The sequence below is a fragment of the Pseudoalteromonas sp. SCSIO 43095 genome (genome assembly GCF_023650455.1).
GTDB classification, from domain to species: domain Bacteria; phylum Pseudomonadota; class Gammaproteobacteria; order Enterobacterales; family Alteromonadaceae; genus Pseudoalteromonas; species Pseudoalteromonas tetraodonis.
This window is the reverse complement of record NZ_CP087995.1, coordinates 2,804,101-2,817,404: the sequence shown is the minus strand read 5'-3', so window position 1 is coordinate 2,817,404 and position 13,304 is coordinate 2,804,101. Positions and strand designations below refer to the sequence as shown.

Below are 13,304 nucleotides of genomic sequence, written 5' to 3'. Positions count from 1 at the left end.
TGCGCCAGTATAGCGCATTAATACCCAAACCACCTCAAGATACAGAACTCAGAGTTTAAGATGGTTTAGGTATATGACCGCAACAAGAACTGAATTTTTAATTTACGTAACCTTGTGCAATATCGTCTAGCATTATCATTAATGAGCTATAGCTAGCACCCGTTATATACCACGCTTCGGAGTCAACAATACGAACGCGGTTATTTTTCCATGCATTGGTCTTCTTGAGTAAGGGGTTATTTAAATCGTTTAAATTAACAGCGGCCTTATTTTCCATCACTGCTGTACGGTCAATAACGTAAATGATATCAGGGTTATATTTATACATAAATTCATGGGATATAGGTTGGCCATGCGCACTTGTTGCCGTTTCTTGACTTGCGGGTTTAACACCTAGCCCATTATAAATAAAGCCATATCGAGATTGCACCCCAAAATAGCGTAACGTACCGTTATTATGTAATACAATCATCGCCGACTCTGGGCGATCAGTTATTAATTGCTTAGTACCTTTTAACTTTGCGTTTAAAGTTGCCACCTTTTCTTGCGCTAATTCTTGCTTGTTAAAAATACGTCCTAAGTTGAGCATATAAGTATTTATTTTTTCAACATGGTCAGCGCCACTATTTTGATAATTAATATCGAAATAATAGGTTGGCGCAAGTTCACTCAGTGCTTTGTAATGAGAGGCTTGCAGCGATGAAATGAGAATTAAATCAGGGTTTAAAGAATAAACGCGTTCTAAGTTTGGTTGTATAATTGCCCCGAGATCTCGAACGTTTGGATTGTTCTTATATGATGGTAAAAAATGTGGAATAAAGTCTTTTGGAATTCCTATTACGGGTATGTTTAATTGGTTGAGAGTATCTACAGCATTCATATCTAATGCTATAACCCTTTTAGGCGTGCTTTGTATTATTGTTTCCCCCAATGAATGATTTAAAGTCATGGCTTCAGCTGAAGGTCTCTCTTTAGCCATGTTTGCACCCGTATTGGGTTCGCAGCCAGTAAGTAAGAATAAGATGATAAATATACTTGTTGGTAAAGCGTTATTCATTTTATGCGATTCCTGTCGAGTGAAAATAGTTACAAATTGGGCCGTGAGAGCTGGGAATGATCTCAATGTTAAATTCATATAAATCTTGAAGGTTTTTTTGGGTAACGACTTGCTCTACAGTGCCACTACTGTGTACCGAACCTTTTTTTAATGCGACAAGGTGATCTGAGTAATTAGCGGCAAAGTTAATATCATGTACAACTAAAATAATAGTGCGCTTTTGCTCATCACAAAGGCGCCTTAACGCATTCATTATGTGGGATGCGTGCTTCATATCTAAATTGTTTAAAGGTTCGTCGAGTAACAAGTAGGGGGTTTGTTGCGCAATTGTCATAGCAAGGAAGCATAACTGTCTTTGTCCTCCACTAAGCTCATCAATAAAAGTGTTTTCTAATTGCGAAATTGATAAAAATGCTAACGCGTGATCAATTGCCTCATTATCCAATGTTGTTAATTTCCCTCGGTTATGAGGAAATCGACCAAATGCAACGAGTTCGCGTACTGTGATCCGTAAATCAATATTCGTGGTTTGTCTTAATGTTGCTATCTTTAATGCGAGTTCTTTAGTGGGGATTTCACTGATAGGTCTATGATTCAATGTGATGCACTTTTTATCACCCCCTAACAGGCGGCCAATAGACATAAGTAAAGTGCTCTTTCCTGCGCCATTTGGCCCGATTAAAGATGTTAATTTTTGCTCAGGAAAACATGCATTAATATCTTTAAGTACGCGCGTATTTTGATATGAATACGACAAGTTTGTAACAGTTATCATAGATGATTCCTTGGGCGTATAATCAAAACTAAAAAGTAAGCAGCACAAAATAAATTAACCAAAATACCTGCCGTTAAGCGGTAATTAAATACATGTTCCACTAAAACCTGCGCAATTAAGAACGCGGTTATTGCAATTATGCTAGCGACTTTTAATATGCACCAATGGCGAGTTACTTTAACGAGTGAATAGGCTAAGTTGGCAACAAAAATCCCCATAAAGGCTGTGGGGCCTAATAAGCTTGTAGAAACAGCAACTAATATAGCAATCAGCGCTAAATTTAATTTAATAAAATGATGGGTATTGATGCCAAGAGATTGAGCCTGGTCTTGGCCAAGTAAAAGAATATCAAACCGGCGATGTTGCTTTTGCAAGCATAATACAACTGTCGCTGTAATAACAAAGGCCACAATAAGTTGTAGTAACTCAACGCGATTGAAAGACGTTAGACTAAAGCCTTGGAAAATAGCGAATTCACCAGGACTAATACTATAGTGAATAAGTTGTGTAATACTGCTGATAACTAAGGTAATTATAAGGCCTGAAAGTAGCAGGAAGTAGACATTCTTTTGACCATTTTTAAAAAGCAATTGTTGTAGTGCAAATGAGTAAATTAGCATTACAACTATACTTAAAAAGAAGTTGCTATAAGCGCCAATCACAATTTGACTTGCAGTACCAAATATCAAAATTAGCGTTGCTTGAAAGCACAGATAGATGGCTTCGTAACCCATAATTGCTGGCGTAATAATACGATTACCACAAATTGTTTGAAAGCAAATAGCGCTAAATGCGACGCATACACCACCGATGATGATTGCACCTAAGCGTATAAGTCTATTTGAAATAATATACTGAAAGTTAAAGTCGGATTGCCAAAAAAGAAAAAAACCAATAAGTAGCGTAAAACTTAAATAAAAGCCAAATAGGATGAGTTTTTTCATTTTTTTTGCCGCCATAAAATGAGCAAAAATAAAAAACCGCCTAGGCAACCAGCAGTTAAACCAATAGGAATTTCAAATGGGTAGATTAAAGAACGGCTGAAAATATCGCATATAATTAAGAATGTTGACCCACATAATGCATTAATAGGTAATGTCTTTTTTATATTGTCGCCAAAATACATTGCGACCAAGTTGGGGATCACAAGCCCTATAAATGGTAAACTGCCTACAGTAATCATAATTGCGGCGACACATAACGATATAATCACTAAAGCCACAGCCACTATAGAGAAATAGTTTAACCCTAAACTTATCGCTACGCTTTCCCCCATACCAATAATAATAAAGCGTTGTGCAAAAAAGTAAGTCAGTACCACGATGGGAAGAATAAAAAATAAAGTTTCATAGTTCCCTTGCACTATCTTCGAGAAATCACCCAATAACCACGCCTGCATATTTTGCATTAGGTTATTTTGATAGGCGTAAAAATTGGCTATGGCACTTAATACACTGGCATACATTAAGCCAATGATTGGGATCAATACACTGCTTTTTAGCTTGATACGACGTAGCAACAAGACAAACAAACCGCAGCAAAATAAACAAAAAATAAAGGCTGCTAAAGACTTTCCTAGCGCTCCAGTATTAGGAAAATGGATCGCGGCAATAAGCATTCCGAGTTTTGCAGCATCTAGACCACCTGTTGTTGCAGGTTCGGCAAATCGGTTTTGCACAACTTGTTGTAAGATTACCCCACATATTGCTAACCCCGCTCCAGCAAGGACAAGTGCAACTAAACGAGGAACTCGACTAGTTGTTAGGGTAAACCACGCTTCTTCAGAACCTTGGAAAAGAGCTGTAATAGGTAGCTTTGAAACCCCTAAAAATAATGAACATAAAGCGATTAATAGTGTACTTATAATAATTAATAATGATGATTTCAGTGGCATAATTTAATTGTTTGATGCGCTATTTGTTATGACGGGGAAAGCCTGAGCGCTATTGCATCTAATACAAGATCGCGCTTACGCTCCCACCACAGTCGTTGGCCTGCTTGCATAATGGCAACCATGGCATTAATTTGTTCCGCATGATGATGATCTTTGGCTTGTTCTTGCCATAGCTTAATTAATCGTTCACTGCGTGGCTTCCCTTTACTGTCTGGCTTGTTATTTGACCACCAGCCTAAAAAACAGTCGCAAACCATATCAACGAGCATATCAACTGCGATTACAGCATCATCAAGAGCAAACCCTTTTTGTTGTAACCTAGCAACTGACTCAGCAAAGCCATGGATACCCTCTATTGGTGTTACTAAAGCTTGCTGTACAGCTTCGGCTAAGCCTGGGTTTTGTTTATAAAGTTGCCAAAGAGCATCCGTTAAAATTATTAGCTCTTCGCGCCAAGTTGCATCTTCTTGAGCCTCCCAGTTTAGCTCTTGAACAGCAATCTCCGTGGCTAAGCTCACCACATCTTTGCGGCTTTTGACATGATGATAAAGTGAAGAGCGATCCACTTGTAATGCTTTAGCTATGTTCACTAAAGTGGCATCTTGTATACCTATATCGAGGGCCACTCGAGCAATGCTTTCGCGACTAATTCGGCTTGGTCTACCGCGCTGTCGCGTATTGTTGTTAACTCGTTTTTCTGTCATGTGCCAGAGCTCCTATATTTAAAAAATACATCTTAACCATTACCGCTGTTTGGTAAAATGTTTTTCATTTAATACAGCAACATTACGCGATAATGCTTTTAGTTAGAGTGAGAGCCTAATACCAGCGCCAAGCTCCCTTGGCTCTAGTAAATAGGCGGCTTCACCATTTGTACTTCTATCAAAATTCTTTCTAAGTGGAGCATGCTTGTCTAATGCATTTTTTACATAAATAAACCCAGATAGATTCTCATTAAATTGATATGCAGTGTTGAAGTTCACTACAGTGTAAGAGTTGACGCGTAGTTCAGGGTCATTGGTGTCAGATGAATAATATGAATCGGTATAACGCATATTGATATCCAGCGACCACGCTTCTGTGACTTTATATTCAGTACCTAAATTAAACATATAGCCAGGAGCCTTACTAAATTCATTACCGACAAATGACTCCCCTCTATAATCGTTAAACTCACTAATATCAGTCTCTAATAAACCTAAACCGCCATACAATGAGAGTTGCTCATTGGCAGAATAAGCCGCGTTTAACTCTACTCCGCAACTTGTCGCTTTATCGGCGTTGACAATTATCGAACCAAATGCACGACCATCTAAGTAGTCAGTCACGGCGCGTTGTGAGTCTTTAAATTGGGTATAAAATACGTTGGCATCTATGGTAAAACGTTGTTCAAGAAATGACATACGAGTAAATAGCTCGTAATTCCAAGCATACTCTTCATCAAAGGTATAATATTCGCCACCACGAAAGTTAATCCCCGTGCCGCCTGGTATGTATCCTTTATTTATTAATGCGCCAATATTTATTTCATCACTTACTTTATAAGCCAAAGACAATTTAGGCAGCAAAACATTAAATGTTTCTTTATACTCATGTCGTTCAGGCACATAGCTCGCTAGACCGTCATGACTAATCGTATCTTCTTGATAGCGTAGCCCGCCAGTGAGTTCCCACTGGTTGGCGAATTGCCAAATTAACTCCCCAAATGCGGCGATACTTTGGTGTTCAAGGTCGGCATCTGCATTACCTAAAACATTATTAAACGTATTTTTAGTTTTATCTTGCCAATAAAATAGCCCTGTGACTCCTTGAAAATCTTTGTTTTTATCATCAAATGTTAAACGTAACTCGTTCGAAACGTTTTTATTTGTGCGCTCAGCATCACCTGAAAAAGGTTCGGCAAATAAGTAATCGAAATCACCCTCTGAATATTGCAGTTGATTAACCAATGAGATGCCTTCATCAAAAAAATATTCAATATCCCAAATGCCTGCATGGTTACTACTTGTTTGGTTATCTTGAAAAATAGAGGCGTTTTCAAGATTGTCATAGGGTTCAGTAACTACTTCACTTCTAGGTCTGTGGGTTTCGTTATAAGCGTAGGTGATCTTACTGGTTAAACCGTCAATATTGCTTGGTTGCCATAAAAGCTTTGCGCGCAAATCTTTGTTCTGCCAGTCGAGATCGAAGTCATGTGCAGTAAAATTTGGGTTAGTGTAGGTCACAAATGTATCTCTAGCGCTGTAATCTATGGCGATACGGGCAGCAAAATCTTCACTTAAAGGCCCTGATACTAAAGCGGAAATTCTATGTTTATTACGACTCCCAAGCAAAGCTTGCGCTGCAATTTCAGGTGTAAAAGTAGGCTCATTAGTACGAATTACCACAGCACCAGCAATGCTGTTTGCACCTTGGTTTGTTGTTTGTGGGCCTCTAAATACTTCAACCGAAGCTGCATCCCATAAGCCTGCAGCCCCTAAGTCGAGCTCACTGGCTGTTAAGTACCGGCCATCTACGCTGATAGTTGCACTCGGAATAGGCTTTGAAAGGTAGGCGTTGCCTGCACTAACAGGGCCTTTTGTATCGTTGCCTCGAATAATAGGTGCATCGGTATTACCAGCATAAATAACGTTTGCAGTACCAGGCAGGATTTCAGCAATTGTCGTAAGGTCAGCATTTTTTTTAAGTTCTTCAGCTGTAATGATTTGTACCGAACTTGCGGTTTCTTGCATTGTTCTGGCTAATTTTTGGCCATAGATAATAACGTGCTGAATATCTTCTTTTTTCTCTTCATTCTCATCTGCGTATACGTTTGTAATAGCAGCGCAAGAGTAAGTTAATACAAACAATCTTAGCAGTGAAACAGAAAACTTTTTTTGTATTAAAGATGACACAAATTAATCCTTTAAGAGGTAGGTTGATAATAATTATTATTTAGATTACTCTTTGCTGAACTAATTATCAACACTGTGTTGATAATTAATTTTATCATTTAACTTTATCGTTTGGGTTGTTTATGTTGTTAGGATTTGCAAAGTACAAAAGGTTGCAGCGCACGGTAAAGCCCATTTCAACTGAGTTGCTTATAGGCACTTTATTCTCGGTATGTAGTGGTATAGCAGGGGTTTTTGCACTTTTATCTGTGGTTAAGCTACTTTTAGGGGATGCTGATAAATGGTTATTGATAGCATGTATAAGTTGGTTGCTTGCAGCTACTTTTGCAGGAATAAGTGCATGGCTTAGCCATAATGCAGAAGCTAAGTTCTCCGCCCAATTGCGCATTGATATCGCTCGCCAACTTAGCTTTTTACCAGTTTATAGCTTGGTAAAATACCGCAGTGATAAGTTAAAGAAATTAATTAATGACGATGTAGCTAATTTGCATTACATGATAGCTCACCTACCATCTGAATTGACTGTATTGTTCATCATACCGGTTATTACATTAGGGGTATTGCTCTATACCACGCATATAAGTGCGCTTGTTGCTCTTATTCCGGGCGGGTTAGCAATACTTTGTTATCTCTTTATTATTCCGAGATTAGCAAAAAAGCAGGTTCAAGAGAGCACTAATGTGATGGCTCAAATAACAGGCAGTGTGACTGAGTACAGCAAAGGAGTATTAGTTTGTCGAACAACTCCAGCGGCGGCTGGCCCACTTGCTCGCTTAAAAAGCGCAACAACAAGTTTTACTCACGGTATGAAAAATCGAGTTAAACGAGTAGCAACCATCGTGGCGCTAGCAACGGCAATGTTGCAAGCGGTCGCGACATATACATTGGTTTACTGGATTGGCAGTCAATGGGAAATTGATTCGCTTGCGCCGTTAATGCTTTTTAGTTTAGTGATTGTAGCGCCAGCACTTAAATTAGGTCACGGGCTTGATTACATTTATAAAGGCAAAATGGCGGCGAAAGATATTGAGGAGTTTTTAAATATACCCACGCTGGTGTTTGGTGAAAAAGAGTGTGAGCCTATTGAATCTAACAAGCTTGTTATTAGTGATCTGAGCTTACAAATTAATAATGAATTACGCCAGCAAAGTATTAACTTATCGGCTCAATCAGGTTCACTATTTGTTATTTCTGGACAAAGCGGTGTTGGCAAATCAAGCTTACTGCGTGCAATAGCTGGCTTTGAACCGGCCTATTCGGGGAGGATTTATATTAATTCTGAAAATATAAAACATCTTACCGAACACTCATTAAATAAATTGGTTATGTTGTTGCCACAAGGATTGAGTGTATTAGATGCAACGGTACAAGATAATTTAGCTCTAACAGGTGGCAGGGCTGCTGCAAATAAATACCTGAGTGCGCTACAGAGCGCCCAACTTAATGTCGATTTATCTCAGCAGGCGAGCGCACTCTCCGGTGGTGAAAAACAACGCTTAAATTTAGCTCGTGCTTTTTTAAGCGAAGCAGCAATTTTGCTACTTGATGAGCCTACTAGCGCGTTAGATGACGAAACATCCATGCTAATTATCCAAGCATTGCAGCAACACGCATTAAAATACAATAAAATCATAATCATAGTGAGTCATGACCCCGAAATTAGCTTATTAGCTGATGATGAGCTTATCTTAAAAAGTAATCAAGGTGTAGGTTAAGAATATGCGTAAACCATCAATATTAACTAAGTCTGCATTTAAAGTGTTGCTGCCCGTGACAATCGGTTGGGGGGCTGTGGCTGTTTTAGAATCTCTGAGTTACATAGCAATTGCCTTGGCTATTTTAGGTGTGTGGCCTACATACACAGTTTTATTACTGGGCTGTGTGACCATTATAATGACTATTTTAGTCTCTCGTTCAGGCTTTAATGTAGCGGTAAGCTTAATTGATGCGCTTTATAGTGAAATAATAAACTGCATGGCTCATATTAAAGTGCGTTGGTTTAAGGCGCAAAACCAAACCAAGTTAATCACTTTAATGGGTCAACATATTCCTAGTTTTATGGCGATACCTGCCCATCAGCTACAACAGTTTATCCATGCACCATTAATTCCAATAGTGATCACTATAGGTATGACTTGGGTTGCTGGATACCAGGTTGCTTTAATCTTGGCTGGATTATTAATGATTGCTTTGTACATACAGTTAATTTCTCAGCGGGCACTTTTAAAATCAGATCAACAGCGTAGTGGGTTAGAACAAAAATCTAAGCATGCGGGGCAAGAGTTTGTTGATCATATTGAACTGCTACGCAGTGCAACGGGTTGCATCAATGCAAGTAAGCGAGCTGAAGAAGCTTGGCTTGCACAAAGTAAAGCATTAGCTTGCACCAATAAGGCTGCGGCAAAATCGACATTTTATGCCGTTGTAGCAGGTGCTTTACCATGCCTAGGGGTGCTGGTTTATATGTTGGCAGCAGGCGTTTACTCAGGGGAGTATGTTTTTGTAGTCATGTTACTGGCATTACGTGCAACCTTTCCAATGGAGGCGCTTGCTTTAGCCGCTTTAAGTGTAAATGAGCATACCTCAGCAATAAAAAGTTACTTTAATGTGCTAGAAGCTCCCCAATTGCAAGAGCCAATAAATAAGCAGCCTAAACAACTCCATAATTACAATATGAGAATTGACAAACTAACTTATCAACCTGCATTTAGTTGTTTTTCAGCGGAAATTGAATCAGGTACTAGGGTATTGATCCGCGGAGAGAGTGGTGTAGGTAAAAGCACCTTACTCCATCTTTTAATGGGCTTTGATGTACCTCAAAGTGGTAGTGTTCAAATCGGTAGCACATCATTATCATCAATCACCAGCACTCAGCGTGAAACATTGTTTGCTTATGTGCCACAGTCGCCAGTTATATTTAATGGCACTATTGCGAGCAATATCCGTATGAGTAACCCAACTGCAAGCGATGAAGAAGTAGAAAATATAGCTCAAAAAATGATGTTAACAAACGTAATATCTCAGTCTCCACTGGGTATTAATCAGCCTGTGGTCGATGGTGGCGGGCAGTTATCAGGAGGTGAGAAACAACGAATAGGCCTAGCACAAGCAATATTAAAAAAAGCGCCTATTCTTATCTTAGACGAAGCAACTGCAGCGTTAGACACCGAAACAGAAGCTATTATTGCCAAGGAACTAATGCAATTAGACTGCACAATCATTGTTGTTTCTCATCGTAACCCAGCGATATGGCAAGCGCACAAAACCATAACGCTGGCTAATTGAAAGTTTAAATTAATGGGCGTGTTATCTATTTGTTATGTAACGTGTCCAATATACTTTTCACAGTCATTCAGGCTGCTTATCGCAAAAAAGTTCTGAGCGATTCATAGATTAATTACTCCTCTACACCTTGAGAAGCTCAGAGGCTGGCACATTGATTTTGACTTGTTTCAAAATAGCGAGGAACTGGCTGTCTATAAAATGTGTTTTTCATAATCTTCTCTTGTGTTTGGTTTTTATTATTTTTAGAGGGGTCGCCAAGTCTAATTGGTGTTAATGGGATTTTGATTCATTTTTTTGAGTGCGGTTCTTGAGCCATGGAGGCATGAGTTGTTCATTCCTTAGATGATGTTATGGATAAAGTTGCAAAATATTCGACAGGCTTTGGTCTCTTGCAGATCTTAATACAAAGTTCGGTTACGCCATGAAAAAGACAGGGGCAAAGTAAGCGCAGGAGCATGTGATGGAATTTCGAACTTTCGATGTTTTCTGGACGAGGCTGAAGCTCTCCAGATTGCTCACACTGTAGAGAATATACATTATTAAAAAATAGGAAAATACTTGGGTGCTCGGTTATTTTGTGCGCTCAGAGATTGGCCTTAAGAAAACTTGAAGTGAACTCTTTTTAGTTTTAGAAGCACTATAGCTTGCTTCTGTAGTAAACTATGTACTATTAGTTGAGGTGATAAATCGAAATTATTCACCCAGTACCCCACACAGTGCCCCATGGCGTTATGGGTTGAATTAAAAGGTTTGAAAATCAAATGAGTAGAGCAGGAATACAGTGGTTCCCTGGGCACATGAATAAAGCCCGAAATGAAATTAAAGAAATAATGCCACAAATGGATGTGATCATTGAAGTGCTAGATGCGCGCATTCCTTACAGTAGCGAAAACCCGATGGTGGCTACCCTGCGTGAAGGTAAGCCGGTCATCAAAATTCTCAATAAAGCCGATTTAGCTGATCCTAAAATGACGCAAATCTGGAAAGACTATTTTGAGCAAGAAAATGGCGTAAAAGCCATTGCGTTTGGTAATGATAAAGCCGCAGAAGTGCATCGAATTAATGAACTGTGTAAAAAGTTAGTGCCGCATAAAGTCGGTGCCGATAAGCAAATTAAAGCCATGATTATGGGGATTCCTAACGTAGGTAAATCGACGCTCATAAATGTGCTTGCTGGGCGAATAGTGGCTAAAACCGGTAACGAGCCTGCAGTTACTAAGGCGCAGCAACGTATTAAACTTGATGATGGCATTATGCTTTACGATACGCCAGGGATGCTGTGGCCAAAAGTAGAGAACGAAAACTCAGGTTATCGTTTAGGCGCAACCGGTGCGATACGTGATACCGCTATTGAGTACGAAGAAGTGGCAAGTTACACCGCTGAATATTTATTGCATGCTTATCCTGAGCTTTTAAAAGCGCGCTATAAATTAGATGAACTGCCAGAAAGCGATTGGGAGTTTGTTGAAATGGCGGGTAAAAAGCGCGGCTGTATTCGCGGTGGTAACCAAATCGATACGTATAAAATGTCGGAAATTTTAATTAATGAATTACGAGATGGCATTATCGGTCGTATTACCATGGAAACACCTACCATGCGTGAAGAAGAAGAGATAATGGTAGCTGGATTGCGCGCGGCAGCAGAGGCGAAAAAGCAAGCCAAAGAAGAAGAGAAAAAACAACGCCGAGCACGTGCACGAAAAAACCGCCGTTAATTTATAAAAGCTTAGGTTAAGGCCTTACGCGTTAAATTACAGACATAAAAAAAGCCCGTAAGGGCTTTTTTAGTTTCATATCTACCGTCACCGATATGAGCAATGTAGCAAGTAAATGAGTAGGGCGGAAACAGGTCATAATCAGCAAGGGGCGTTGTGGTTTATAACAGGTTTCCATAGCTGTTAGCGTGCGCCACACGTTTGTTTCAGGGTCGAGAAACAAATGAATTTTTCAGTCACAAGAAGCAATGTACTCCCTCTTGTTGAGATTGATTATCAGTTAGATTTGAGTGGCTGTCAACACCTTAATGAAAATGATTCTCATTAACTTTGGGGTGGTTTTATATTAAATGATAGGCATAAAAAAAGCCCGTAAGGGCTTTTTAGTTTCATATCTACCGTCACCGATATGAGCAATGTAGCAAGTAAATGAGTAGGGCGGAAACAGGTCATAAACAGCAAGGGGCGTTGTGGTTTATAACAGGTTTCCATAGCTGTTAGCGTGCGCCACACGTTTGTTTCAGGTCGAGAAACAAATGAACTTTACCGTCACAAAAAGCAATGTACTTCCTTCTTGTTTGAGATTGATTATCAGTTAGATTTAAATAACTGTCAACACCTAAATGCAAATAATTCTTATTTTAACTTTTTGTTTATTTATAGCACTAAAGTAAGGGCTGATTTTTGCTGCAGTTCTCCTTATGCCAAGTTAAGTATTATAAAAATAATAACAAGAACAAAAATATGTTTTCTATTTGGTTTATTAGCCTTATTGCCGTGGTGTACCTAGGAGTATTATTTGCAGTGGCGGGGTGGGCGGATAGGCGTAAGGTGCTGCCATTCAAGGGCATGATTTATGGCCTATCACTGGGTGTTAATTGTACCTCATGGGATTTTTATGGCACAACTGCGCAAGCCGCAAGTAATGGTTGGTGGTTAGCACCAACTTATGCGGGCACTATTATTTATTTTTGGCTGGCAATTATATTGCCGCATTGCGCATATTTGTCGACAACAAAAACTCACGTCATTAGCTGATTTTATTGCTACGCGATATGGGCAATCGTCGAGTTTGTCAGGGCTGATCTCACTTATTTCAGTAATAGCGATTGTGGCGTATATCTCTCTTCAGCTAAGTGCAACTGCGCAGAGCATCAACTTAGTCACCGACCGAGCCCCTACTCAAAGTAACCAAGTGTGGGCTGATAGTACGTTTTATATTACGTTATTACTGGCTTTATTTGCGATTTTATTTGGCGCTCGCAGGCTTAAGCCCAGTGAGCATAACCCCGGGTTAATTGCCAGTATTGCCTTTGAATCGATTGTTAAGTTACTTGCCTTTATTGCGGTGGGCTTGTGTGTGTTTTTCTATATTTGATCGCCTCTAAATATAAGTCGGCTTATATCGCTGCAAAACATGGCGCTTTTCATTTATTAGAATGTGCACCCGGTGTGACTATTGATGAAATCAAAGCCAAAACTGCGGGTAATTTAGTTATTAGCGACAAATTCAAAACTATGAGTTTTGAGTGATTTTACTAACGATTTGCATGGGGCAAAATAATTGTGTTTGCTTCATGTCATCATCCGATTGCGCTTTTGATGTTCAACAATGACGCTGATAAAGACTTAAGTCGTTTAAATACAGTTTATAATGTGCCTCTTTTAAGCCCATCTCATACCT

At 39.4% G+C, this 13,304-nt stretch carries 10 protein-coding genes; 4 read left to right on the top strand and 6 right to left on the bottom strand.

What is annotated here, in order from left to right; all coding sequences use genetic code 11:
- Positions 1 to 97: 97 nt before the first annotated feature.
- The 6 genes from LOC50_RS13310 to LOC50_RS13285 form a co-directional block, all read right to left on the bottom strand.
- Positions 98 to 1,057: a siderophore ABC transporter substrate-binding protein gene (locus LOC50_RS13310; RefSeq protein WP_036980644.1), complete on the bottom strand. Its 960-nt coding sequence runs from the start codon at positions 1,055 to 1,057 to the stop codon at positions 98 to 100.
- 1 nt (position 1,058) lies between these two features.
- On the bottom strand, positions 1,059 to 1,832 hold the full coding sequence (locus LOC50_RS13305; RefSeq protein WP_214552282.1) for an iron ABC transporter ATP-binding protein: 774 nt from the start codon (positions 1,830 to 1,832) through the stop codon (positions 1,059 to 1,061).
- A complete protein-coding gene (locus LOC50_RS13300) occupies positions 1,829 to 2,776 on the bottom strand; it encodes an iron chelate uptake ABC transporter family permease subunit (RefSeq protein ID WP_036983342.1) in 948 nt (315 codons plus the stop codon). The genes LOC50_RS13305 and LOC50_RS13300 overlap by 4 nt, the downstream gene beginning before the upstream one ends.
- Entirely contained in the window at positions 2,773 to 3,726 is a 954-nt protein-coding gene (locus LOC50_RS13295; RefSeq protein ID WP_036980641.1) for an ABC transporter permease, read from the bottom strand. The genes LOC50_RS13300 and LOC50_RS13295 overlap by 4 nt, the downstream gene beginning before the upstream one ends.
- Positions 3,727 to 3,752: 26 nt before the next feature.
- Positions 3,753 to 4,430, bottom strand: coding sequence for a TetR/AcrR family transcriptional regulator (locus tag LOC50_RS13290; RefSeq protein WP_250653343.1), 678 nt, complete (start codon positions 4,428 to 4,430; stop codon positions 3,753 to 3,755).
- 102 nt (positions 4,431 to 4,532) lie between these two features.
- Entirely contained in the window at positions 4,533 to 6,620 is a 2,088-nt protein-coding gene (locus LOC50_RS13285) for a TonB-dependent receptor (RefSeq protein WP_250653342.1), read from the bottom strand.
- 122 nt (positions 6,621 to 6,742) lie between these two features.
- Between LOC50_RS13285 and LOC50_RS13280 the strand changes: the two genes are divergently transcribed.
- The 4 genes from LOC50_RS13280 (at position 6,743) to LOC50_RS13265 (ending at position 12,998) form a co-directional block, all read left to right on the top strand.
- A complete protein-coding gene (locus LOC50_RS13280) occupies positions 6,743 to 8,335 on the top strand; it encodes an ATP-binding cassette domain-containing protein (RefSeq protein WP_036980635.1) in 1,593 nt (530 codons plus the stop codon).
- 4 nt (positions 8,336 to 8,339) lie between these two features.
- Positions 8,340 to 9,905 carry an ATP-binding cassette domain-containing protein gene (locus tag LOC50_RS13275; RefSeq protein ID WP_036980634.1) on the top strand — a complete coding sequence of 522 codons (1,566 nt, stop codon included), beginning with the start codon at positions 8,340 to 8,342 and terminating at the stop codon, positions 9,903 to 9,905.
- Positions 9,906 to 10,666: 761 nt separating this feature from the next.
- Positions 10,667 to 11,620 carry a ribosome biogenesis GTPase YlqF gene (gene ylqF / locus LOC50_RS13270; RefSeq protein WP_248474532.1) on the top strand — a complete coding sequence of 318 codons (954 nt, stop codon included), beginning with the start codon at positions 10,667 to 10,669 and terminating at the stop codon, positions 11,618 to 11,620.
- A 949-nt stretch (positions 11,621 to 12,569) separates the two neighbouring features.
- Positions 12,570 to 12,998, top strand: coding sequence for a hypothetical protein (locus tag LOC50_RS13265; RefSeq protein WP_374276066.1), 429 nt, complete (start codon positions 12,570 to 12,572; stop codon positions 12,996 to 12,998).
- The last annotated feature ends 306 nt before the right edge of the window (positions 12,999 to 13,304 follow it).

Excerpts from the sequence above, each read along its gene's own strand:
- LOC50_RS13310 (WP_036980644.1), bottom strand. The coding sequence starts at position 1,057 with ATGAATAACGCTTTACCAACAAGTATATTTATCATCTTATTCTTACTT.
- LOC50_RS13305 (WP_214552282.1), bottom strand. The coding sequence starts at position 1,832 with ATGATAACTGTTACAAACTTGTCGTATTCATATCAAAATACGCGCGTA.
- LOC50_RS13300 (WP_036983342.1), bottom strand. The coding sequence starts at position 2,776 with ATGAAAAAACTCATCCTATTTGGCTTTTATTTAAGTTTTACGCTACTT.
- LOC50_RS13295 (WP_036980641.1), bottom strand. The coding sequence starts at position 3,726 with ATGCCACTGAAATCATCATTATTAATTATTATAAGTACACTATTAATC.
- LOC50_RS13290 (WP_250653343.1), bottom strand. The coding sequence starts at position 4,430 with ATGACAGAAAAACGAGTTAACAACAATACGCGACAGCGCGGTAGACCA.
- LOC50_RS13280 (WP_036980635.1), top strand. The coding sequence starts at position 6,743 with ATGTTGTTAGGATTTGCAAAGTACAAAAGGTTGCAGCGCACGGTAAAG.
- LOC50_RS13275 (WP_036980634.1), top strand. The coding sequence starts at position 8,340 with ATGCGTAAACCATCAATATTAACTAAGTCTGCATTTAAAGTGTTGCTG.
- ylqF (WP_248474532.1), top strand. The coding sequence starts at position 10,667 with ATGAGTAGAGCAGGAATACAGTGGTTCCCTGGGCACATGAATAAAGCC.
- LOC50_RS13265 (WP_374276066.1), top strand. The coding sequence starts at position 12,570 with ATGCGGGCACTATTATTTATTTTTGGCTGGCAATTATATTGCCGCATT.